The following is a 21,409-nucleotide window of genomic DNA, read 5'->3' as shown; positions in this document are numbered from 1 at the left end:
TGACGGTGTGTCAACTTCCTCCATGTATCCCGGTCCCGGTCCCGGTCCCGGTCCCGGTCCCGGTGGCTCCGCCGCCGGAGCCGAGGGGCATGTCTGACGGCGAACGCGGCGCCAGGCGGTGGTGAGAGAGGCCAGGCCCGGGGAGGCCGGCCCGCGCACGGCGGCGCGGCGGGTCCGGGGCGTGCCGGACGCGGCGAGGACCGACGCCGTCGCGAACCGACCACCCCGTGGTTCGCGCTGCGGCTCGGCCGTGGCAGGACCGGCCCGGCGGCCGGCCAGTGCGGCTCGGCGGCGGGCCGGTGCCGCTCGGCGGTCGACTCGAACAGCCGGCCGTCGAGGGCGAGGAGCCGGTCGCGCCGGCCGTGCCGGCGGGGCCTCAGGACGGTGGGACCGACACCGGGGAAGCATGCGCTGCGGGTACCCTGAAGTGGCCGTTTCCTGTGCGGGGCGGCCTTGGACACCGGAGGGTCACTGCATGCGCCTGCTGCTCGTCCGACACGGCCAGACCCCCGCGAACGTGCACTACCTGCTCGACACCGCCGTCCCCGGCCCCGGCCTCACCGAGCTCGGCGAGCGGCAGGCCGCCGCGCTGCCGCAGGCACTCGCCGGCGAGGACATCGAGGGGCTCTACGTCTCCTCTCTCGTGCGCACCCGGCTCACCGCCGCCCCGCTGGCCGCCGCCCGCGGCCTGGACGTCCTCGTCCGCGACGGCATCCGGGAGATCGCCGCGGGCGATCTGGAGATGCTGCCCGGCGACTCGGAGCACGGCGAGCTCTACATGCGCACGGTGTTCGCCTGGGCGGCGGGCGAGGTCGGGCTGCGCATGCCGGGCGGGGAGAGCGGCGCCGAGTTCCTGGCGCGGTACGACGCCGTGGTGGCCGAGGCCGCGGCGAGCGGCGCGGGGACCGTCGCGATGGTCAGCCACGGTGCCGCTATCCGCACCTGGGCGGCCGCCCGCGCCGACAACGTCGACGTCCCCTTCGCCGCGGCCCACCGCCTCGCCAACACCGGCACCGTCGTACTGGAGGGCAGCCCCGCCGACGGCTGGAAGGCCCTGTCCTGGGCGGGCGCGACGGTCGTGCCCGCGGGGGAGGCCGGCCCGGCGGGCCAACCCCTGGCGGACCACGACGGGTGACGGCACTGACGGCGGCGGGTGCGACGGTCGTGGCCGGTGCAGGAAGGGCGGCCCGGCGAGGTGGCAGACGGCGGGCTGCGTCGGGTGACGGGTGTCGGCGCCCACGGGCGCCTGCGACTGGAGGGCGTGGGCGGTCGACGGGCGCTTGGTGCCGAGGGGCGGTGGCGGTCGACCGGCGTCTGCGGCTGACGGGCTTCGGCGGTTGACGGGCGTCTGTGGCAGTGGGCGTGGGCGGTCGACGGGCGCTTGGTGCCGAGGGGCGGTGGCGGCTGACCGGTGTCGGCCGTTCAGGGGTGGCGGCGCTCTGTGCCCGGCCTGCGCGCATAACGGTTTGCCGCATGCCGTGGGCGGCCCGCAGAATGCGCCTCATGGGACACCTGGAAGCCGCGCACCTCGAGTACTACCTCCCCGACGGGAGGGCGTTGCTCGGCGACGTGTCCTTCCGGGTGGGCGAAGGGGCCGTGGTGGCGCTGGTCGGACCCAACGGCGCCGGCAAGACGACCCTGCTGCGGCTGATCTCGGGCGAGCTGAAACCGCACGGCGGGACCGTCACCGTCTCCGGCGGCCTCGGTGTGATGCGCCAGTTCGTGGGCTCCGTACGGGACGAGACGACCGTACGCGACCTGCTGGTGTCCGTCGCCTCGCCCCGCATCCGCGAGGTCGCGCAGGCCGTCGACAAGGCCGAGCACGAGATCATGACCGTCGACGACGAGGCCGCGCAGCTCCGGTACGCGCAGGCCCTCGCCGACTGGGCCGAGGTGCGGGGGTACGAGGCCGAGACGCTGTGGGACATGTGCACCACGGCCGCGCTGGGCGTGCCCTACGACAAGGCCCAGTTCCGTCTCGTACGGACCCTCTCCGGCGGCGAGCAGAAACGGCTCGTGCTGGAGGCACTCCTGCGGGGCACCGACGAGGTGCTGCTGCTCGACGAGCCGGACAACTACCTCGACGTGCCCGGCAAGCGGTGGCTGGAGGAACGGCTGAAGGAGACCCGCAAGACGGTCCTCTTCGTCTCCCACGACCGCGAACTCCTCTCCCGCGCCGCCGAGAAGATCGTCTCCGTCGAGCCCGGCCCGGCCGGCGCCGACGCCTGGGTGCACGGCGGCGGCTTCGCCACCTACCACGAGGCCCGCCGTGAACGCTTCGCCCGCTTCGAGGAGTTGCGCCGCCGCTGGGACGAGAAGCACGCCCAGCTGAAGAAGCTCGTCCTGAACCTCCGTCAGGCGGCCTCCATCAGCCATGAGTTGGCCTCCCGCTACCAGGCCGCCCAGACCCGGCTGCGCAAGTTCGAGGAGGCCGGCCCGCCGCCGGAGCCGCCCCGCGAGCAGGACATCACGATGCGCCTCAAGGGCGGCCGTACCGGCGTAAGGGCGGTCACCTGCAAGGGGCTCGAGCTCACCGGCCTGATGAAGCCCTTCGACCTGGAGGTCTTCTACGGCGAGCGGGTCGCCGTCCTCGGCTCCAACGGCTCGGGCAAGTCGCACTTCCTGCGGCTGCTGGCCGGCGACACCGTGGCGCACACGGGGGAGTGGAAGCTCGGCGCGCGCGTGGTGCCCGGGCACTTCGCCCAGACCCACGCCCACCCCGAGCTGCTGGGCCGCACCCTCCTGGACATCCTGTGGAGCGAACACTCCCAGGACCGGGGCGCGGCCATGTCCCGGCTGCGCCGCTACGAGCTGACCCAGCAGGCCGAACAGGGCTTCGACCGGCTCTCCGGCGGCCAGCAGGCCCGCTTCCAGATCCTGCTGCTCGAACTGCAGGGCGTCACGGCCCTGCTCCTCGACGAGCCGACCGACAACCTCGACCTGGAGTCCGCCGAGGCCCTCCAGGAGGGTTTGGAGGCCTTCGAGGGCACGGTCCTCGCGGTCACCCACGACCGCTGGTTCGCCCGTTCCTTCGACCGCTATCTGGTCTTCGGCAGCGACGGCCGGGTCCGGGAGACCGCGGAGCCGGTGTGGGACGAGCGGCGCGTGGAGCGGGCCAGGTAGGACGCGGCGGGAGGCGTCCCCGTCGGCGGAGGCCCGGGGACCGGAATGTTCGTACAGTGGATGCAGTAACGCGAGATCCACGGCTCCCGCCCGGATGCCGCGCGGGGGAGTGCTGACAAGGCCCCCGGGCGGGTACCCGGACCGTATGGACGAACACGACGAGCGGGGCAACACCATGACCGGAGTCGACCCGGACAGGCTGGACGACCAGCAGCTGATGAAAGAGCTGGAGACGATCCACCGCACGCGCCACGACACCCTGCTGCACGGCTCCAACGACGCTCTGCGAGCCCACAACGACCGCATGGCCCAGCTGGAGGGCGAGTACCTGCGGCGCAACCCACGCCGCTTCGTCTCCCCGGGCCGTACCCGCGAAGGGGCGAGGGAGCGGGCCGTCGGCGCCGACGCGGTCGGCTCGCGCCGGAGCAGGACCGGGATCGGGTCGACCGGGGAGGGCGGCCCGGCGGGCACTCCGGTCGGCAAGTGGGGCCCCGGAACGACGGGCGGCCCCGGCGGGGCCTGAGCCCACCGGAGCCGTCCGGGGGACGCCCGAGGCGTCTGCCGTCCTGTCCCCTGCCGACCGACGGCCGACCACCCGTAGCCGGTCGGCCGTCCACTGTCTACAGTGTCCCGGCGACCGGCGACCGGCGACCGGCGACCTACGACCGGGCCCTCAGGCCGTTTCCTGTGCGAACACGTCCAGATACGTCTCGCAGAAGGCCTTCAGGTCGTCCGGCTTGCGGCTGGTGACCAGCTTGTTCGGGCCGTGGTCGCAGATCTTCACCTGCTCGTCGACCCAGGTGGCGCCGGCGTTGCGGAGATCCGTCCGCAGACTCGGCCATGAGGTCAGCACCCTGCCCCGTACGACATCCGCCTCGACGAGGGTCCACGGGGCGTGGCAGATCGCGGCGACCGGGCGCCCCTGCTCGAAGAAGCCCTTGACGAAGGCCACGGCCTTGTCGTCGCCGCGCAGGAAGTCGGGGTTCGCGACGCCGCCCGGCAGGACCAGCCCGCCGAAGGACTCCGCCGACGCCTCACCGACGACCTCGTCCACCCTGAACGTGTCCGCCTTGTCGAGATGGTTGAACGCCTGGATCTCGCCGGACTCGGTCGACACCAGGACGGGCTCGTGGCCCGCGTCCACCGCCGCCTGCCAGGGGTCGGTGAGCTCGACCTGCTCGACGCCTTCGGGTGCCGTCAGAAACGCGATGCGCATGAGGGTTCAACGTCCTTTCCGTGTCCTTTGCGGTTTCTGCGGTTCTCGTTGTCGTTCTTCGGGTTCTCGGGATTCTTGAAGGTTGTTCTTGTGAGTTCTCAGGCGCGGTGGTCCTGGCGGCCCGGTACTGGTCGGCTCCGCCCGGTCACCGGGCCGCACCGAACAGCGCCTCGGCCAGCTCCTGGACATTGGCGTAGTGGTCCTTGCCCGGTAGCCGCCGTACCGCTTCCACGAGCGCGTCCGGCGCGTTCTTGCGGCGCAGGCCCACGGCCAGCGCGCCCGCGCCCGCGGGGAAGGGACTCCGTCCCAGGATCCGGGCGAGCTCCAGCCGCACCGTCTCCAGCGTCGCCCGCGGGTTCCCCGGCACCACCGGCCCGCCCCAGATCTCGGGGTCGTCCTCGGCGGACGGCTCGGGGTCGTGCCACTCCTCGGTCCGGGTGGGGTGTCCGGACCTCAGCAGGCCCTGCAATTCGTGCTTCATCTCGTCGTCCCGGTGCACGCTCAGCCGGTCGCTGCCTCGCTGCATGTCTCTCCCTCCAGATCTTCCGCGGTGGCCACCGCGTACCCGAGGACAGGAAGCCGACACGGGGTCCGACTACTTCGTCTCGCGCCCCGTCTCGTGCCCCGGCAGGAACTCCTGCACCTTCGCCCTGAACCCGTTTCTGATCAAGGAGCCCCGGTCGGCGTCGCCCTTGAGGACCGACGCGGCCGTGGCCTCCAGCTGCTCCCAGGTGGCGTGCGGCGGGACCGGTGGCACGGCCGGGTCGGTGAGGAACTCGACGACCGCGGGGCCGTCCGCCTCCAGGGCCGTGCGCCAGCCCGACTCCACGTCGTCGGGCGTCTCCACGCGCACCCCGGTCAGCCCCAGGGAACGGGCGAACTCCGCGTACCGCACGTCCGGCAGCTCCTGCGGGGGCAGGAAGGACGGGGTCCCGCCCATGGCGTGCATCTCCCACGTCACCTGGTCCGGGTCGCGGTTGTTCCACACGGCGACGACCAGGCGCGGGTCCAGCCAGCGGTCCCTGTACTTCGCCGCCGTGATCAGCTCCGCGAGCCCGTTCATCTGCATCGCCCCGTCCCCGGCCAGCGCGATCACCGGCCGGTCCGGGTGGGCGAACTTCGCACCGATCGCGTACGGCACGGCGCAGCCCATCGTCGCCAGCGTGCCGGACAGGGAGGCGCGCATGCCGGGGCGCATCGTGAGGTGGCGGGCGTACCAGTTCGCCACCGAGCCCGAGTCCGAGGTGACGATCGCGTCGGGCGGCAGCAGCGGGTCCAGGGCGCGGGCCACGTACTCCGGGTTGATCGGGTCGGCCGACAGGCGCGCCCGCCGTTCCAGCACGTCGTCCCAGTGCCGTGCGTTGTCACAGACGGTGTCGAACCACTCCCGGCCGCGTTCCTCGCTCCTGATCATCGGGATCAGTCGGCGCAGGGTCTCCTTCGCGTCGCCGACGAGGTTCACCTCGTACGGGTAGCGCATCCCGACCATGTGCGGATCGATGTCGATCTGCACGCCCCGCGCCTTGCCCGACTCCGGCAGGAACTGCGTGTAGGGGAAGGACGAGCCGATCGTCAGCAAGGTGTCGCAGTCGCGCATCAGCTCGTAGGAGGGGCGGGTGCCGAGGAGGCCGATCGAACCGGTGACATAAGGGAGTTCGTCACTCAGGACGTCCAGGCCGAGCAGCGCCTTCGCCACCCCCGCGCCGAGCAGTTCGGCGATCCGCTCCACCTCGGCCCGGGCCCCGGCCGCCCCCTGGCCGACCAGAATCGCCACCTTGTCACCGGAGTTGAGGATCTCCGCGGCCCGCCGCAGCGGCTCCTCGGACGGGACCGCCGTCCAACCGCTCAGGTCGAGGCTGGACGGCACCGTCCTGAACCCGTGGGTGGGCGCCGCGTAGGCGAGCTCCTGGACGTCCCCGGGGATGATGACCGCGGTGGGGCAGCGGCGGGCGTACGCGGTGCGGATCGCGCGGTCCAGGACGTTCGGCAGCTGCTCGGGAACCGTCACCGTCTCCACGAACTCCGAGGCGACGTCCTTGAACAGCGAATGCAGGTCCACGTCCTGCTGGTACGAGCCGCCCATCGCCGTGCGATGCGTCTGGCCGACGATCGCGAGGACCGGCACATGGTCGAGCTTGGCGTCGTACAGGCCGTTGAGGAGGTGGATCGCGCCCGGCCCGGAGGTCGCCACGCACACCCCGAGGCGTCCGCTGAACTTGGCGTAGCCGACCGCCTGGAGGGCGGACATCTCCTCGTGCCGGGACTGCACGAACCGGGGCTGGTCCCCGGCCCGGCCCCAGGCGGCGAGCAGGCCGTTGACGCCGTCGCCGGGGTAACCGAAGACGTGCTCCACACCCCACTCGCGCAGTCGCCGAAGGACGTGGTCGGAGACCTTGGTGCTCATGGAAGGGACCTCCTGGGCAGGGGACATGGGCACGCGGTGACGCCGTGCCCCGTGACGAGTGACCGTCGGGACCGCCGGAAAACCTGAGCGGGTGTTTGGCCGCGGGGGCCCTGGGCAGGCGCAGCCACAGTGCTTCGGACCGGAGGCACGTCCGCGGGAAATCCGCGACTTCGCGAGCCCCGGCAGGCCCGCTCGGGCCGCTGCCGCCCTTTCCCGCTTCCCCGGTGACCGGCCAACCCAGAGCATGTTCCAGGGAGTTGCCACGCCCATGCCGAACCGATCGAACGCGCAGCGCCACCCGCACGACGACGCCCCCGACACCGCCGACGCCTTCCGCAGGCTGGTGACCCTGCCTCCGGGCCCCCAGCGCGACACGCTTCGCGACCGAATCGTCGAGGCCTGGCTGCCCATGGCCGACCGCCTCGCCGGCCGTTTCCGCAGCCGCGGCGAGTCCCTGGACGACCTGCGCCAGGTCGCCGCCCTCGGCCTGGTCAAGGCCGTCGACCGCTACGATCCCGAACGCGGGAACGCGTTCGAGAGCTACGCCGTCCCGACCGTCACCGGTGAGATCAAGCGGCACTTCCGCGACCACATGTGGGCCCTGCACGTGCCGCGCCGCGTCCAGGACCTGCGCAACCGTGTGCGTTTCGCCAGTCAGGACCTGGCGGGGACCGTCTCAGGGCGACGGCCCACCGTCACCGAGCTCGCCGAGCAGGCGCAACTGAGCGAGGAGGACGTCCGTACCGGGCTGGAGGCGCTGGAGAGCTTCACCGCGCTGTCGCTGGACGCGGAGCTGCCGGGCGGCGAGGACGGGTACTCACTGAGCGACGCACTCGGCGCGGCGGACCCGGCGCTGGACACGGTCGTCGACCGGGAGGCCGTCAGATTACGGCTCGCCGCGCTGCCCGAACGGGAGCGGGCGATCCTGTACATGAGGTTCTTCCGGGACATGACCCAGAGCCGGATCGCCGAGCAGTTGGGCATTTCGCAGATGCATGTGTCCCGGCTCATCAACCGGTGCTGCGAGCGGTTGCGGGAACAGGTCCTGAAGGACGCGGCGTAGCGGGAGCCCGCTGCCGGACGAAGACGTCGGCGGTCACCCGATCGGGGGCCCGCGTCCCGCCAATGGCGTCCGGCCGCGCGCGGCCGGCGGGTCCCCGGGCTCTGATGGCTGTGGGGCGGGAACGCCCCGCCCCGAGTCATCGGCCGAAGGAACCGTCCCATGCGTCGCACCGCCCACTTCCTCTCCACCCTCGCCGCGGCCGGTGCCGTCCTGGTCGCCGTCGCTCCGGCCGCTTTCGCGGACCCGGCGGCGGAGGTCAGCCCGGGCAGCGTCGCCCCGGGCGACAGCGTCACCGTGTCCGTCTCCTGCGCCCCCCTCGGCGGCGCCGCTCCCGCGACCCTCGACGCCACCTCGCAGGCCTTCGCCGAGGGCACCGTCGAACTCGGCAAGGTCTCCGGCGCCGACGACGCCCAGTCCGGCGCCGCCTACCGGGGCACCGCCCGCGTCGCGCCGGCCGCCGATCTCGAGGTGAGCCCGGACGCGGTCGGACCGGACGCCGCCTGGACCGTCGACGGCACCTGCCCGGCGGAGCCCGGCGGACAGAGCACGCCGTGGAGCGCGACGCTGGACGTCGCGCGCGGCGAGATGCAGCCGTGCGGATCGACGTACGCCGAGCCCTGTCCCACCGGCCGGCCGTGCCCGCCGGACCAGGGCACGTCACCGACGTACGCCGAGCCCTGTCCCACCGGCCGGTCGTGCCCGCCGGACCAGGGCACGTCACCGACGTACGCCGAGCCCTGTCCCACCGGCCGGCCGTGCGCCGGGCCCGAGCCGCAGCCACGCGTCATCGCGTCCCATGACCCCGACTGTGTTCCCGCCACCGTCGGACACGGCGTCCAGGCCGGTCAGGGCGGCGCCTTCACCGACTCCGTTCCCGCGCTCGCCGCCGGTGGACTGCTGATCGCCGGCGCGCTCGGCGCCGCTGTGCACCGGCTGCGCCGCCGGGAGCCCGCGGGAGACGTCTGACCCTGCCGGAGACCCGGCGGGCCCGCACTGTGACCGGCGCTACGCGAGGAGGCGGCCATGGGGTGAGGTCCCACGGGGTACTCGGAGCCCTGGAGCACGATCCGCCTCGTACGACCGCCCGGTCCCACACGGGGGCCGGGCCCGGGACGGGACGGCGGGCACCACACAGCCCGCGACGACGCCTGGCGCCCGGACACGGCACGGAGCCTCAGGCACGGCACTGGGCACTGCGGTGGGCACGGGGCACTGCGGTGAAAACGGCAGCAGGCACGGCACCGGGCACGGCAGTAAGAACAGCAGCAGGCACGGCACTGGCCACGGCAGTAACAACAGCAGCAGGCACGGCACATGGGACGGACTGCGCGGAGGACACATGCGGCGGACGGCAGCGGAGGACCACGGGCCCGTCCGCTACGGCCCGCCGCTGCCCGCGGACGGCCTGCCGGTGCTGCCCGAACTCGTCCAGGTGCTCGCCCGGGCGGCCGGCCGCGCCGGCGGAGAGCCGGTCGGTGGCGGACCCGCCCTCCTCGATGCCGCCCGCGGCTACTGGGAGCGGCGCGGCACCCCCGTCGAGCCGGGGCGGGCCGTGGCCGGACCCGGCGCCCCCGCGCTGCTGCTCGCGCTGACCGCCGCCCTCGGCGGGGACGTCCTGGTGCCCCGGCCCTGCGCGGCCTGGTGGGCGCCGTACGCCCGCCTGCTGGGAAGGCCCGTCTTCCACGTGGCGACACCCGCCGAGTGCGGCGGTGTCCCGGACCCCTACGCCCTGCTGGAGACCGTGCGCCGGATGCGAGCCGAGGGCGGGGACCCGCGGCTGCTGGTGCTGTCCGTCGCCGACGACCCCACCGCCACCGTCGCTCCGCCGGAGGTGCTGCACGAGGCGGTGGAGGCCGCCGCGGGCGAGGGCCTGCACCTGGTCAGCGACGAGACCTGGCGCGACACGCTGCACACCCCGCACGACACCGTGCTGATCAGCCCCGCCGAGATGCTGCCCGAGCAGGTGACCGTCGTCAGCGACCTCGCCGGTGCGCTGCTGCCCGCCGGCTGGCCGGCGGCCGTCGCCCGGTTCCCCGCCTCGGCCACCGGCGACGACCTGCACGCGCGCGTGCTCGACGTGCTCACCGCGCTCGGCGCGCGGGTGGCCGCACCGGTCGCCGCCGCGGCCGCGTACGCCCTGACCGAGCCCGAGTCGGTCACCGCCCGCGTCGCCGCCGCCGTACGCCTGCACGCGCGCGTGGCGGACGCCGTGCACGCCACCGTGGTCGCCGCGGGCGGCCTCGCCCTCCCGCCCCGGGCCGGCCGTCACCTGTACGTCGATCTCGACCCGCTGCGCACCGCGCTCGCCGCGCACGGCGTCGGCGACGCACAGGACCTGGAGGACTTCCTCTCCGCCCGGCTCGGTATGCCCGCGCCGGGCGGTCACCGCTTCGGGGACGACCTCGGGGCACTGCGGGTACGGCTGTCCACCGGCATCCTGCTGGACGGTACCGACGCACAGCGCACGGAATGCCTCACGTCACCCGCACCGTTGGAACTGCCACACGTGCAACGCGCGTTGACGCTTGTGAGGTCGGTCTTCGACGATCTCCGTGACGACGCTCAGCGATGGGAGCCTCCTCGATGACGCAGCAGTCCGAGTCGACCACCGGCACGGTGACCACCGAGGACGCCGACGCCCCGGCCTCCCTGTCCCCGCTCGCACCCCCCGTCCCGCCGCTCGCCGAGCCCCGCCCGCCGGGCGAGCGGCGGGTCTGGCCGCGGACCTTCCACGACCGGCTGACCTCGCCGCTGCCCGGGCTCAAGGCCCTCGCCCGGTTCGCCCGCGAAGGCTCTGTCCGGCCCGGCAGGGACGGCCTCGCCGACATCCCCCGACTGCCCTTCGCGCCCGCCCCACTGCCCCGCGTCGACGCCCGCACGGTGGCCGTCTCCTGGGCGGGGCACGCCAGTTGGGTGATCCGCATCGGCGGCCTCACCGTCCTGACCGACCCGGTGTGGTCCCGCCGGATCCTCGGCACCCCGGCCCGGATCACCCCCGTCGGCGTTCCCTGGGACGCGTTGCCGCGCGTCGACGCGGTCGTCATCAGCCACAACCACTACGACCACCTGGACGCCCCCACGCTGCGCCGACTCCCGCGCGACACACCCGTGTTCGTACCGGCCGGGCTCGGACGCTGGTTCCTGCGCCGGCGGTTCACCCGGGTCACCGAGCTGGACTGGTGGGAGGCGTCCGAACTGTCCGGCGTCCGCTTCGACTTCGTGCCGTCGCACCACTGGTCCAAGCGAACCCTCTTCGACACCTGCCAGTCCCTCTGGGGCGGCTGGGTGCTCACCGCCCCCGACGGGCAGCGCCTCTACTTCGCCGGAGACACGGGTTACGGCCACTGGTTCTCCCGCATCGGACAGCGCTATCCCGGCATCGACCTCGCCCTGCTGCCCATCGGCGCCTACGACCCCCGCTGGTGGCTGAGCGACGTCCACTGCGACCCGGAGGAGGCGGTCCGCGCCGCCCTCGACCTCGGTGCGCGCCGTATGGCCCCGATGCACTGGGGCACGTTCGTGCTCTCCGCCGAGCCCGTCCTCGAGCCCCTCACCCGTGTACGTGCGGCCTGGCAGAAGGCCGGGCTGGAGCGGGACGACCTGTGGGACCTGCCGGTGGGAGGCGCACGGGTACTGGAGTAGTACGAGCACCGGAGCAGGACGGGAACCGGAGCGGCACGGGTGCGGGAGCGGCACGTTTCCGGTGAGGTACGGGAATCCGAGCGGTACGGCTGCCGGTGCGGCACGGGAACCCGGTACGGCCGCAGGTGCGGCACGGGAGCGTTACCGGGCCGGTGGGGGCTTCGGCCTAGGCCGCCCGGGTCCCCCTGACCCGGCGCCACACGCTCGGGGCCGCACTGATCAGCACCGTCAGCGCGATCGCGGCGACCACGCCCTCCCAGGGCTCGGGGAACAGCGAGCCGCCGAGGATCCCGATCAGCTGGTAGGTCACCGCCCAGGCCAGACAGGCCGGTAGGTTGCCCCGTACGAAACGGCGCAGCGGCCACTCCGCCATCAGACAGGCCAGCATCACCGGTATCCGGCCCGCCGGCACCAACCGGGACAGCACCAGCACGGCCGTGCCGTGATGGGCGAGCTTGTCCTGCGCCTGCTCCAGCCGCTCCTCGGGCGCCCGCGAGCGGATCGCCTCCAGCCAGCGCGACCCGTTCTTCGACCGCATCCCGCGCCGCCCCAGCCAGTACAGCGCCGCGTCCCCGCAGAACGCCGCGAGCGACGCCGTCACGAACACCATGGCCAGCGCGAACGGCACCGTCTGATGGACGGCGACCACCGCCGCCGAACTCACCAGCGCCCCCGTCGGCACCACCGGCACCAGCGCCCCGATCAGCACCAGCAGGAAGAGCGACGGATAGCCGAGGGCCTGCTGCGTGGACTGCGTCGGCACGACCGTCACGGCCGCGGCGAGCCACCACTTCACCGCGAGACCTCCGGGCGCACGCTCTCCCCGTGGCCGAGCCGGTGCACGGCCACCCCCGGCGCACGCTCCGCCGCGAGCCGTACGAACTCCTCGCCGGGGGCATGGAATTCATGGGGGCGCACGCCGTCCATGCCGATCGGCCAGTACGTGCCGTAGTGCACCGGCACCGCGCTGCGCGGCGCCAGCCGGGCCAGAGCCTCGGCCGCGCGCCCCGCGTCCAGGTGCCCCTCTCCGAGATGCGGTCCCCAGCCGCCCACCGGCAGCAGGGCCACGTCCACCGGCCCGACCTCCTTGGCCATGTCCTCGAACAGGCCGGTGTCCCCGGCGAAGTACGTCCTGGCCTCGCCCTCGACGACGTACCCGAGCGCGGGGGAGCGGTGCCGTCCGACCGGCAGCCGCCGCCCGTCGTGGCGCGCGGGCACGGCCCGTATCCGCACTCCGTCGACGGTGCTCTCGTCACCCGGCTCCATCTCGCTCAGCCGCAGATGCCGCAGGCGGCGCAGCCCGGGCACGGCGCGCGGTGCGCCCCGGGGCACCAGCAGGCGCGTGCCCGGCGCGAGGCGCGCCAGCGAGGGCAGATGCAGATGGTCGGCGTGCAGGTGGGAGACGAGCACCACGTCCGCTCGCCAGGCTTCGGGCGGGGGCAGCGCGCCCCGGCGTCGGCGCAGATGAGCGAGGCGCCGGGCGAACAGGGGATCGGTGAGCACACGCACGTCCGAATCCTCGACCGTGCAGGTGGCGTGCCCCCACCACGTGATCTCCACCGCCACCTCTTTGCCTCCTTCGCGCGACTCCCCCGAAGCCTACGGGCAGGAGTAGGGTCGGCGGCGAAACCCGGAGGTGAGGGGGACGCCATGGGACCGGTGCCGGACATGCGGGTGACGGCGATCGCGAGTCTGACGCCGCTCGAGGAACTGGACGCCGATCCCTTCCTGGTCGATTCCCGCAGCCAGCACGCGATGTGCGCGCGGTGGGCCGCGGAGCGCGGCTACGTCGTCGGCAGGGAACTGCTGGTACGCGGTCTGCGCGCCGACCACTGCGTGCTGTGGGACGGGGTCCGGGCCGGCGCCGACCTGTTCGTCGCGCCCAGCCGTCGGGTGCTGGAGAGCGCGCTGTCGTCCGTGGAGGAGTTCTCCGCGGAGTGCGCGCGGCGCGGTGTGCGGGTGGAGACGGTCGGCAGCGCCGAGCCCGCCTACGACGCGCAGATGAAGGCCCGGGTGCACCGCAGGCTGTCGATGCCGACGGCCGGCTACGACGGGCGGTAGGCCCGGGGTGCCCGCCACCACGGTATGACAGGGTGGAAGGCGGCCGCCGCGGGCGTCGGGGCCGGAACGCGAGGTGTACGGGGCGTGCGTGGGGTGCGTTGGCGGCGGGCCGCCAGTCAGGTCGGGCGAAGCGTCGCGGTGTGGGGCGTCTCCACGCTCACGATGCTGGTGCTCGCCGGCCTCCTCCCCGACTTCCGGCTCCAGTCCGCCGACGGCGACAGCGCCACCACCATCGCCATGACCGCAGCCGTCGGCGCCGGGGTGTTCGGTGTGCTGTCGGCCCTGGCCTGGCCCCTGCTGGTGCGGCTCCTGCTGCTCGTACCGGCGCTGGTCCTCGGCCTGCTGGTGTTCTTCCTCAACGGCTCGCTGCTGCTGCTCGCCCTGCGCCTGAACCCCTCCGGGCAGAGCGAGGCGGCGCCCGAGACCGCCGTCATCGTCGCCGCCGTGATGTCCGCCGTGGCCTCCGCGACGGGCGGCGCCCTGGCCGTACGCGACGACGACGCCTACCGCCGCCGCCTGTACCGGCTCGCCGACCGCCGCCGAAGAAGCGGCCCCGCCTGCCCGGCCACGCCCGGCACCGTCTTCCTCCAGCTCGACGGCGTCGGCCACGACGTGCTGTCCCTGGCGATACGCAAGGGGCTGATGCCGACCGTCGCCAAGTGGCTGGGCGGCGCCCCGCAACCGGGCCGCCTACAGGGCCGCGCGGGAAGCGGCCCCCGGCCCAGCCACCGGCTCACCTCCTGGCGCACCGACTGGTCCAGCCAGACCGGCGCCAGCCAGCTCGGCATCCTGCACGGCAGCAACCACGACGTGCCCGCCTTCCGCTGGTACGAGAAGGACACCGGGGAGGTGATGGTCTGCAACCGTCCCACCAGCGCCGCCGAACTCCAGCGCCGCGCGGTCGAACGCACCGGTGACGGCGGGCTGCTGTCCGGCGACGGCGCGAGCCGCGGCAACCTCTTCGGCGGCGGCGCCGACGAACAGGCCCTCGTGCTGTCCATCGCCACGCGCCGGCGCAGCCGGGAGAACCGGTCCCGGGACGGCTACTTCGCCTACTTCTCCGACCCGGCCAACGCCGTGCGCACCGCCCTGTCGTTCGTCGCCGAGGTCGTCCGCGAGATAACCCAGTCCACCCGCGCCCGGCTGCGCAAGGAGCGCCCGCGCGTCGGACGCGGCGGCCTCTACCCGTTCGTCCGCGCCTTCGCGACCGTCGTCGAACGCGACGTCGTGGTCGCCGCCGTGACCGGCGACATGCTGGCCGGCCGCACCGCCGTCTACGCGGACCTGGTGGCGTACGACGAGGTCGCGCACCACTCCGGACCGCTCGGCCGGGACACCGAGCAGGTCCTCGGCCGCCTCGACCGGGCGCTGGCCCTGCTCGAGAACGTCGCCGAGCACGCCCCCCGCCCCTACCGGATCGTCGTCCTGTCCGACCACGGCCAGAGCCCGGGCGAAACGTTCCACGCCCGCTACGGCCTCACCCTCGGCGACCTGGTGCGGGCCGGCTGCGGGCTGCCCGTGCCGCGCCGGGCCGAACGCACCCACAGCGGCGCCGAGGCCCGGGCGGCCGTCCGCGCCGCGCTGCGCCGGCCCGTCGAGGAGGGCGGCGGACGCCACCACCCGTCCGGCCGCCGCGCGGAGCCGATCGTGCTGGCCTCGGGGAACCTCGGCCTGATCTCCTTCCCGGACGTGCAGCACCGGATGACCAGGGAGGAGATCGACGCCCGTCACCCCGGCCTGCTGACGACCCTCGCCAACCACCCCGGCATCGGCTTCCTCCTCGTCCGCAGCGAGGAGCACGGCGGGGTGGTCCTCGGCGCCCACGGCGCGGAGATCCCGCTGGACCAACTCGACCGGACACCCGGCCCGTTGGCCGCCTTCGGGCCCGGCGCCGCCGACGCGGTGCGCCGCACGCACTCCTTCCCGCACACCGCCGACATCATGGTCAACTCCTTCCACGACCCCGCCGACGGCGAGGTCCTCGCCTTCGAGGAGCAGATCGGCTCCCACGGCGGCCTCGGCGGCGCCCAGGCCAGGCCGTTCCTGCTGTCCCCGCTGGCGCTGTCCGCACCCGCCGAGGACGACGAGGAGCTGGCCGGCGCGGAGCACGTCCACCGCGTCCTGCGCCGCTGGCTGCGCGAGTCCGACGGCCCCCAGGTACCGCTCGAGACGGCACCGGAGGAACGCGCCGCCTGAAAAACCGGCTGCGCCGGGGGAGCCGTACGCACACACTGTCCGTACTGATCCGTTCGTCCGGATCCCGCGCACTCGCGTTCCCCTCCCGGTTCTTTCAGGAGCCCCTTTTGCAGGCTGCCGTCACCGTCACTCCCTCCGCCATCCCCGAACTGCTCCTCGGCCTCGCCACCGTGCGGCCGGTGTTCCTCTGGGGCGCCCCCGGAATCGGAAAGTCCTCCCTGGTCAGGGACTTCGCCGAGTCGCTGGGGCTGGAGTGCGTGAGTCTGCTCGGCACCCAGCTCGCGCCCGAGGACCTGATCGGCGTGCCCCAGATCCGGGACGGGCGTTCGGTGTTCTGCCCGCCGGAGGCCATCGCCCGCGACGAGCCGTACTGCCTGTTCCTGGACGAGCTCAACGCGGCCACGCCCGATGTCCAGAAGGCCTTCTACTCCCTCATCCTCGACCGGCGGATCGGCAACTACGAGCTGCCCAGGGGCTCGATCGTCATCGGCGCCGGGAACCGGGCCACGGACAACGCGCTCGCCCGGCCCATCGCCTCCGCGCTCGTGAACCGTCTCACCCACGTCCACCTCGAGGCGTCCGCGAAGGACTGGCTGAAGTGGGCCGCGGGCAACGACATCCACCCGTGGGTCCTCGACCACCTCACCGACCGGCCCGACCACCTGTGGTCCAAGCCGCCGAAGACCGAGGAACCGTTCTCCACCCCGCGCTCCTGGCACATGCTGTCCGACGCCCTGCACTCCTTCGGCCGCGACGTCGACGAGGACACCCTCGCGGTGCTCGCGCACGGCACGCTGACGCCCGCGCACGCCACGGCCTTCCGCGGCTACGTCAAGATCGTGCGCAGCCGGTACGGCATCGAGGCCATCCTCAAGGGCGAGGCCCCCTGGCCGCGCCGGGTCGAGGACCGCGACCTGCTCTACTACCTCGCCGACTCGTTCCGCGGCCGGCTCGTCAAGGAACTCCCCGCCGTCCGGGAGCACATGTCGGCGAAGGGCCGGCAGACGGCCTACCGCGCCAAGTCGCTGCTCGTGCAGCTCGCCGAGATCTCCGTCGAGGTCGCCCAGACCGTCATCGCCTCCGACGCCGACGGCAACCCCGTGCTGCCCGCCTGGTTCCTGGTCGAGGCGGCCCGGGACATGCCGCGCCTGGTGGAGGCACGCCGGTGAGACGTGAGGACCGCGACAAGAAGAAGCGGGACCTCGCGGCGGAGGCGTTCGAGTCCGGGAGAGCGGCGCTGCGCGGCCACCCGGCCCTGGCCGCCGTCGACTTCGACACCTGCCGCCGCGAGGAGTGCACGACGGCTCCCCGCGACGGGCTCGTCCGCGCCGACTCCAACGGCACCCTGCACGCCCACCCCACCCGGATCGCCGACCCCGCCGCCTGGGCCTGGTCCCTCGCGCACGCCGCCCTCCACCTCGGGTTCGGACACCTCCCGGCGTCCCCGCGCGAGCGCGCCCAGCCCGACCGGTACGACCTCGCCGCGCGCTGCACGGTCGTCAACCGCTTTCTGCTGACCTTTCCGGTCGGCCGCGCCCCCGACGAGCTGCCGCTGTCGTACCCGGGCGGCGACGAGGAGCAGCTCGCCGCCCGCTGGCGGCGCACCGGGCTCCCGGCCGCCTACGAGCACTGCGGCACCGCGGGGGCGGCCGCGGACCAGGTGCTCGTGCGGTGGACCTGGTCCGGGCGCCAGATGCCGGACTGGCCGCTGGCCTTCGCCACCGCCCTGACCCGGACCGTGTCCGCCGCGATGGACATGGCGGGCGGCCGCCGCGCGTCCCTCGACGGCGCGGTGACCCCCCGGCGCCCCTGGGAACGAGCGCTGAACTGGTTCGTCTCGTCCTACCCGCTGCTCGGTGGTCTCGCGGCCGGCATCAAGCTCGTCGCCGACGCCGAACTGGCCCGCGCACACGGCATCTCGATCGCCGCCGTGAACGCGGAGGCGGGCGAGATCTACATCAACCCGCTGCGCCGCTACGAGGACGAGGAGTGGCGGTTCGTCCTCGCCCACGAGATGCTGCACGCCGCCCTGCGTCACGGCGACCGCTGCGGCACCCGCGACCCCTACCTCTTCAACGTCGCCTGCGACTACGTCATCAACGGCTGGCTGCGCGAGATGCAGGTCGGCACCATGCCCGAAGGGCTGCTGTACGACGCGGAGTTGGCGGGGCTGTCCGCCGAGGAGGTCTACGACCGCATCACGGTGGACCTGCGTCGGATGCGGCGACTGGCCACGCTGCGCGGCAAGGGCCTCGGCGACATTCTCGGCGCCCCGCTCGGCCCGCCCTGCGACTACGTCGACCTCGACGGGGTCTACCGCCGCGGCCTCGCCCAGGGCCTCGACCTGCACCAGAGACAGGAACGCGGCTTCCTGCCCGGCGGGCTGGTGGAGGAGATCCGCGCGCTCAGTCACCCGCCGCTGCCCTGGGACGCCCGACTGGCCCGCTGGTTCGACGAGTTCGTGCCGCGCCCCGAGCCGGTGCGGACCTACGCCCGTCCGGCGAGGCGGCAGGCCTCCACCCCGGACATTCCGCGGGCGGGCCGGTACTTCCCGCCCGAGGAGATCGCGCGCTGCACCTTCGGCGTCGTCCTGGACACCTCCGGCTCCATGGACCGCACCCTGCTCGGCAAGGCGCTCGGCGCCATCGCCTCGTACGCCGAGGCCCGCGACGTCCCGGCCGCCCGGGTGGTGTTCTGCGACGCGGCCGCGCACGACGCCGGCTATCTCCCGGTCGCCGACATCGCCGGCCGGGTCCGGGTGCACGGCCGCGGGGGTACGGTCCTCCAGCCCGGCATCGACCTGCTGCACCGCGCCGACGACTTCCCGCCGGGCGCGCCGCTGCTCGTCATCACCGACGGCTGGTGCGACGTGCTGCGGGTACGGCGCGAGCACGCGTACCTGATCCCGCAGGGCCGTCGACTGCCGTTCACCGCGCGGGGGCCGGTGTTCCGGGTGCGGTGACGCGGAGTGTGATCGGATGGGGGGTAGGAAACCCGTGCAACGGGAATCCCCGCAGAACTCCATGCGAAAGGAAGAACCGTGGCTACCACGCGCTCCGCACACACGGTCTGGGAAGGCAACCTGCTCGAGGGCAACGGGGTCGTGACCTTCGACTCCTCAGGCATCGGTCAGCAGCCGGTGTCGTGGCCTTCGCGCGCCGAGCAGGCGAACGGCAAGACCAGCCCGGAGGAGCTGATCGCCGCCGCCCACTCCAGCTGCTTCTCCATGGCGCTGTCGCACGGCCTGGCCGGCGCCGGCACCCCGCCCACCAAGCTCGTCACCTCCGCGGACGTCACCTTCCAGCCGGGTGAGGGCATCACCGGCATCCACCTGACGGTGGAGGGCACCGTCCCGGGCCTCGACGACGACGCGTTCGCCGCCGCCGCCGAGGACGCCAAGAAGAACTGCCCGGTCAGCCAGGCCCTGACCGGCACGACCATCACCCTGTCGGCCAAGCTCGCCTGAGTCCGCCGCGCCGGGATCCGGGGCGCGGGAGCCGGTACATCCGTACCCGGCTTCCGCGCCCCGTCGTGCGCTCAGACGAGTCCCGCGAGTCCCCTGATCGCCGACTGGGCCCACTCCTGCGCCCCCACCGCCGTCCCGGCCGCGAGTCCGGTCGCGACGGGCGCCAGCGCTCCCTTGAGCATGGTCACCGAGCGGCGGAGCCTGCCGGGCTCGGGTGACTCGGGGCCGGTGATCTCCGCGAGGACCTCCTGGGCCGCGCTCTCGGCGTCCTCGCGCTCCCGGTCGCCGAGCCCTGCTCCGGGCAGCTGCCGGAGCAGGTCGGTCACGAGCGTCGCCAGCGCCTCGTGCCCCGGCGCGACCGTGTTGTTGAGCTGCTGGTTCTGGGTGGCCGTCTCGTTGTTCCAGGCGAACTGGGAGTTCGACACACCCCCGTTGAACACCGGACCGTCGTAATGGTGCACCTGCTGCGGGTCGTTCATCGGCTGACTCCGTCCTGATCGCTCTGGTTGCCCTGATCGCTCTGCGCGCTGTGATCGTTCTGGTCGGTGTGACTGCTCTGCTGCTGGACGACGTTGGTGTTGTTCCACGCCAACTGGGCGCTGTGGACCGCCTCGACGAAGACCGGTCCGTGGTAGTGGTTGACGATCGTCGGCGGTGGGGCCGGCTCCGTGATCTCCTTGACCGGCAGCGACGTGCGGAGCCCGACGAGCTTGACGCGGCCGTTGTGCTGCACGGCCAGCCCCTTCGTCCCGGTCACGGCGCAGCCCGCCAGCCGCCCGCCGCACTCGCCGTCGAAGCGCAGGCCCGTGGCCGCGCAGTCGTCGAAACGGCTGTCGGCGACGTCCAGATACGCGGAGCCGGTTCCGCACAGGCCGTACGACTCCGCGCCGGTGACGGTGAGGTTCCGCGCGACGAGCCGCGCCGTGCCGAACGCCAGCGCACCGCCGGTGCTCACGGCCGAGACCGCGCTGTCGTGCACGTGCAGCTGCGCCTCCTCGCCGGCGCCGAACCCCAGCAACCCGCGCTCCGCCGACACCCCTTTCAACGTCACGCGGGACTGGCCGACGGCCGCCACGGCGGCCATGTCGAAGTCGAGGATCCGCGCGTCGGTGAGCTCGGCCGTCGTGCCGCCGTTGCCGCGTGTCTCCAGGCCGAACGGGCAACGCTCGACGCGGACCTGCGTGAACTCGGCCTTGCTCTCGTCCCAGACCCGCAGCGCCACGCCGGTCAGGTCCCGGACGTCGACGCGGGCGAAGTGACCTCTGGCCTTCTCGGTGACGGCGACGCCGACATTGCCTCCCGAGACGCGGCAGCCGTTCACCCGTGGGGCGCCGCCCCGGGTCGACAGCACCGCGACGTTTCCCGCGCCGAGGATCTCGCAGTCCTCGAACGTGCCACGGCCCGAGTCCTGGACGTGGATGCCGGTGTCGCGGCAGTCGGCGAACACACTGTCGCGCACCGACGGGTCGGCACCGCTCGCCACCAAGATCCCGTTCTCGGCGTCGTAGACGCGCGTGCCCCGCACGAGGCCCCGGGACTGTTCGATGAAGGCCAGTCCCGCCATGTGCACCGCGTGGACGGTGCACCCCTCGACGGTCAGCTCCGCCCGCGTGTCCGCCATGACGGCCGCCTTCTCGGTACCGGTGACCTCGCACCCGGCGAGGTGGGCCCAGGCGTCGCTGACGCGTACGCCGTGGATCCGGGCGCCGTCGATCCGGCTGTCCCGGACCGTCACCCGGGCGCTCTCGATCACCGCGACCGCGTTGTCGGCGGCGGCGGTGAACCGGCACCGCTCGACGCGTCCGGAGGAACCGGCGAAGACGGTACGGCCGTACCGGAACTCGCTGTCCGTCAGTGTCACGGACGTGCCCGGACGCGCGTGCGCGCAGACCCCGTCGTGCGCCCGGATCTCCACCCGGTCGAGGGTGAGGGCGCCCGCGTGGCAGTCGACGACGCCGGCGTCGGCCTCACGGCCGATCAGCACGAGGCCGCGGACCACGACCGATCCGGAGACGTCGAGTACGGTGCCCCGGGGCCGGCTCACCACCACGGACCCGGCGTCACCGAGCGCCGTCAGCTCGATCTCGCCGCGGACGGTGAGCGTTTCCTCGTAGTGGCCGGGCGCGATCTCCACTCGGGCGGGCCGGCCCCGTGCGCCCGCGGCACGTAGCGCGGATGTGATGTCGGGATGGGCGCCACGACCCCCGTGCGGCGCGACCACGTACTTCTTGACCATGC

Annotated in this window: 18 protein-coding genes and 1 pseudogene; 12 read left to right on the top strand and 7 right to left on the bottom strand. The window is 73.5% G+C overall.

Annotated features, from left to right (window positions below; genetic code table 11):
- Positions 1–475 precede the first annotated feature (475 nt).
- The 3 genes and pseudogenes from ACIPFH_RS42350 to ACIPFH_RS42340 form a co-directional block, all read left to right on the top strand.
- Positions 476–1,135, top strand: coding sequence for a histidine phosphatase family protein (locus tag ACIPFH_RS42350; RefSeq protein ID WP_401835347.1), 660 nt, complete (start codon positions 476–478; stop codon positions 1,133–1,135).
- Between the two features lie 368 nt (positions 1,136–1,503).
- Complete coding sequence (locus ACIPFH_RS42345; RefSeq protein ID WP_401835344.1) at positions 1,504–3,123, top strand: ABC-F family ATP-binding cassette domain-containing protein; 1,620 nt, start codon at positions 1,504–1,506, stop codon at positions 3,121–3,123.
- A 145-nt stretch (positions 3,124–3,268) separates the two neighbouring features.
- Positions 3,269–3,532 (top strand): annotated as a pseudogene (locus tag ACIPFH_RS42340) (DUF6158 family protein); the annotation flags it as partial.
- A gap of 264 nt (positions 3,533–3,796) precedes the next feature.
- Here the strand turns inward: ACIPFH_RS42340 and ACIPFH_RS42335 are convergent.
- From ACIPFH_RS42335 to ACIPFH_RS42325, 3 genes are all read right to left on the bottom strand, one after another.
- Positions 3,797–4,339, bottom strand: a complete 543-nt coding sequence (locus tag ACIPFH_RS42335) for a type 1 glutamine amidotransferase domain-containing protein (RefSeq protein ID WP_401835341.1) — start codon at positions 4,337–4,339, stop codon at positions 3,797–3,799.
- Positions 4,340–4,484: 145 nt separating this feature from the next.
- Positions 4,485–4,865 carry a DUF2795 domain-containing protein gene (locus tag ACIPFH_RS42330; RefSeq protein WP_401835339.1) on the bottom strand — a complete coding sequence of 127 codons (381 nt, stop codon included), beginning with the start codon at positions 4,863–4,865 and terminating at the stop codon, positions 4,485–4,487.
- A 69-nt stretch (positions 4,866–4,934) separates the two neighbouring features.
- Complete coding sequence (locus ACIPFH_RS42325) at positions 4,935–6,743, bottom strand: thiamine pyrophosphate-requiring protein (protein WP_401835337.1); 1,809 nt, start codon at positions 6,741–6,743, stop codon at positions 4,935–4,937.
- A gap of 268 nt (positions 6,744–7,011) precedes the next feature.
- On the opposite strand from ACIPFH_RS42325, the gene ACIPFH_RS42320 reads away from it, so the two are divergent.
- The 4 genes from ACIPFH_RS42320 to ACIPFH_RS42305 all read left to right on the top strand — a co-directional run bounded on the left by ACIPFH_RS42320 (position 7,012) and on the right by ACIPFH_RS42305 (position 11,448).
- A complete protein-coding gene (locus ACIPFH_RS42320) occupies positions 7,012–7,806 on the top strand; it encodes an RNA polymerase sigma factor SigF (RefSeq protein ID WP_356261942.1) in 795 nt (264 codons plus the stop codon).
- 159 nt (positions 7,807–7,965) lie between these two features.
- Positions 7,966–8,772: a hypothetical protein gene (locus tag ACIPFH_RS42315; protein WP_401835335.1), complete on the top strand. Its 807-nt coding sequence runs from the start codon at positions 7,966–7,968 to the stop codon at positions 8,770–8,772.
- Positions 8,773–9,145: 373 nt separating this feature from the next.
- Positions 9,146–10,393 (top strand): aminotransferase class I/II-fold pyridoxal phosphate-dependent enzyme, encoded by a 1,248-nt coding sequence (locus ACIPFH_RS42310; RefSeq protein ID WP_401835333.1) that lies wholly within the window; start codon positions 9,146–9,148, stop codon positions 10,391–10,393.
- Positions 10,390–11,448, top strand: a complete 1,059-nt coding sequence (locus ACIPFH_RS42305; protein ID WP_401835331.1) for an MBL fold metallo-hydrolase — start codon at positions 10,390–10,392, stop codon at positions 11,446–11,448. The genes ACIPFH_RS42310 and ACIPFH_RS42305 overlap by 4 nt, the downstream gene beginning before the upstream one ends.
- A 166-nt stretch (positions 11,449–11,614) precedes the next feature.
- On the opposite strand, the gene ACIPFH_RS42300 is transcribed toward ACIPFH_RS42305, so the two are convergent.
- Together ACIPFH_RS42300 and ACIPFH_RS42295 are read right to left on the bottom strand one after the other, a co-directional pair.
- Positions 11,615–12,244 (bottom strand): DedA family protein, encoded by a 630-nt coding sequence (locus ACIPFH_RS42300; RefSeq protein WP_401835329.1) that lies wholly within the window; start codon positions 12,242–12,244, stop codon positions 11,615–11,617.
- Positions 12,241–13,014, bottom strand: coding sequence for an MBL fold metallo-hydrolase (locus tag ACIPFH_RS42295; RefSeq protein ID WP_401835327.1), 774 nt, complete (start codon positions 13,012–13,014; stop codon positions 12,241–12,243). Before ACIPFH_RS42295 ends, ACIPFH_RS42300 begins: the two co-directional genes overlap by 4 nt.
- Before the next feature lie 84 nt (positions 13,015–13,098).
- Between ACIPFH_RS42295 and ACIPFH_RS42290 the strand changes: the two genes are divergently transcribed.
- The 5 genes from ACIPFH_RS42290 to ACIPFH_RS42270 all read left to right on the top strand — a co-directional run bounded on the left by ACIPFH_RS42290 (position 13,099) and on the right by ACIPFH_RS42270 (position 19,171).
- Positions 13,099–13,509: a hypothetical protein gene (locus ACIPFH_RS42290; protein ID WP_356259467.1), complete on the top strand. Its 411-nt coding sequence runs from the start codon at positions 13,099–13,101 to the stop codon at positions 13,507–13,509.
- A 24-nt stretch (positions 13,510–13,533) separates the two neighbouring features.
- Positions 13,534–15,705, top strand: coding sequence for a phage holin family protein (locus ACIPFH_RS42285; protein ID WP_401835325.1), 2,172 nt, complete (start codon positions 13,534–13,536; stop codon positions 15,703–15,705).
- A gap of 107 nt (positions 15,706–15,812) precedes the next feature.
- Complete coding sequence (locus ACIPFH_RS42280; RefSeq protein ID WP_401835322.1) at positions 15,813–16,874, top strand: ATP-binding protein; 1,062 nt, start codon at positions 15,813–15,815, stop codon at positions 16,872–16,874.
- Positions 16,871–18,667 (top strand): hypothetical protein, encoded by a 1,797-nt coding sequence (locus tag ACIPFH_RS42275; protein ID WP_401835319.1) that lies wholly within the window; start codon positions 16,871–16,873, stop codon positions 18,665–18,667. The genes ACIPFH_RS42280 and ACIPFH_RS42275 overlap by 4 nt, the downstream gene beginning before the upstream one ends.
- A gap of 78 nt (positions 18,668–18,745) precedes the next feature.
- Positions 18,746–19,171, top strand: a complete 426-nt coding sequence (locus ACIPFH_RS42270) for an OsmC family peroxiredoxin (protein ID WP_020125610.1) — start codon at positions 18,746–18,748, stop codon at positions 19,169–19,171.
- 71 nt (positions 19,172–19,242) lie between these two features.
- On the opposite strand, the gene ACIPFH_RS42265 is transcribed toward ACIPFH_RS42270, so the two are convergent.
- Together ACIPFH_RS42265 and ACIPFH_RS42260 are read right to left on the bottom strand one after the other, a co-directional pair.
- Positions 19,243–19,650 (bottom strand): hypothetical protein, encoded by a 408-nt coding sequence (locus tag ACIPFH_RS42265; protein WP_401835316.1) that lies wholly within the window; start codon positions 19,648–19,650, stop codon positions 19,243–19,245.
- The gene (locus ACIPFH_RS42260) at positions 19,647–21,407 is read right to left on the bottom strand and encodes a right-handed parallel beta-helix repeat-containing protein (protein ID WP_401835314.1); all 1,761 of its coding nucleotides are present in this window, start codon (positions 21,405–21,407) and stop codon (positions 19,647–19,649) included. Before ACIPFH_RS42260 ends, ACIPFH_RS42265 begins: the two co-directional genes overlap by 4 nt.
- Positions 21,408–21,409 lie beyond the last annotated feature (2 nt).

The organism is Streptomyces sp. NPDC088157 (assembly GCF_044741545.1).
GTDB lineage: Bacteria > Actinomycetota > Actinomycetes > Streptomycetales > Streptomycetaceae > Streptomyces.
The sequence above is the reverse complement of the archived record's forward strand: the minus strand, read 5'-3'. Positions and strand labels throughout refer to the sequence as shown.

Coding starts and splice junctions, on each gene's coding strand:
- ACIPFH_RS42335 (WP_401835341.1), bottom strand. CDS start 4,339: ATGCGCATCGCGTTTCTGACGGCACCCGAAGGCGTCGAGCAGGTCGAG.
- ACIPFH_RS42315 (WP_401835335.1), top strand. CDS start 7,966: ATGCGTCGCACCGCCCACTTCCTCTCCACCCTCGCCGCGGCCGGTGCC.
- ACIPFH_RS42305 (WP_401835331.1), top strand. CDS start 10,390: ATGACGCAGCAGTCCGAGTCGACCACCGGCACGGTGACCACCGAGGAC.
- ACIPFH_RS42310 (WP_401835333.1), top strand. CDS start 9,146: ATGCGGCGGACGGCAGCGGAGGACCACGGGCCCGTCCGCTACGGCCCG.
- ACIPFH_RS42320 (WP_356261942.1), top strand. CDS start 7,012: ATGCCGAACCGATCGAACGCGCAGCGCCACCCGCACGACGACGCCCCC.
- ACIPFH_RS42290 (WP_356259467.1), top strand. CDS start 13,099: ATGGGACCGGTGCCGGACATGCGGGTGACGGCGATCGCGAGTCTGACG.
- ACIPFH_RS42345 (WP_401835344.1), top strand. CDS start 1,504: ATGGGACACCTGGAAGCCGCGCACCTCGAGTACTACCTCCCCGACGGG.
- ACIPFH_RS42260 (WP_401835314.1), bottom strand. CDS start 21,407: ATGGTCAAGAAGTACGTGGTCGCGCCGCACGGGGGTCGTGGCGCCCAT.
- ACIPFH_RS42350 (WP_401835347.1), top strand. CDS start 476: ATGCGCCTGCTGCTCGTCCGACACGGCCAGACCCCCGCGAACGTGCAC.
- ACIPFH_RS42325 (WP_401835337.1), bottom strand. CDS start 6,743: ATGAGCACCAAGGTCTCCGACCACGTCCTTCGGCGACTGCGCGAGTGG.
- ACIPFH_RS42265 (WP_401835316.1), bottom strand. CDS start 19,650: ATGAACGACCCGCAGCAGGTGCACCATTACGACGGTCCGGTGTTCAAC.
- ACIPFH_RS42330 (WP_401835339.1), bottom strand. CDS start 4,865: ATGCAGCGAGGCAGCGACCGGCTGAGCGTGCACCGGGACGACGAGATG.
- ACIPFH_RS42285 (WP_401835325.1), top strand. CDS start 13,534: ATGACAGGGTGGAAGGCGGCCGCCGCGGGCGTCGGGGCCGGAACGCGA.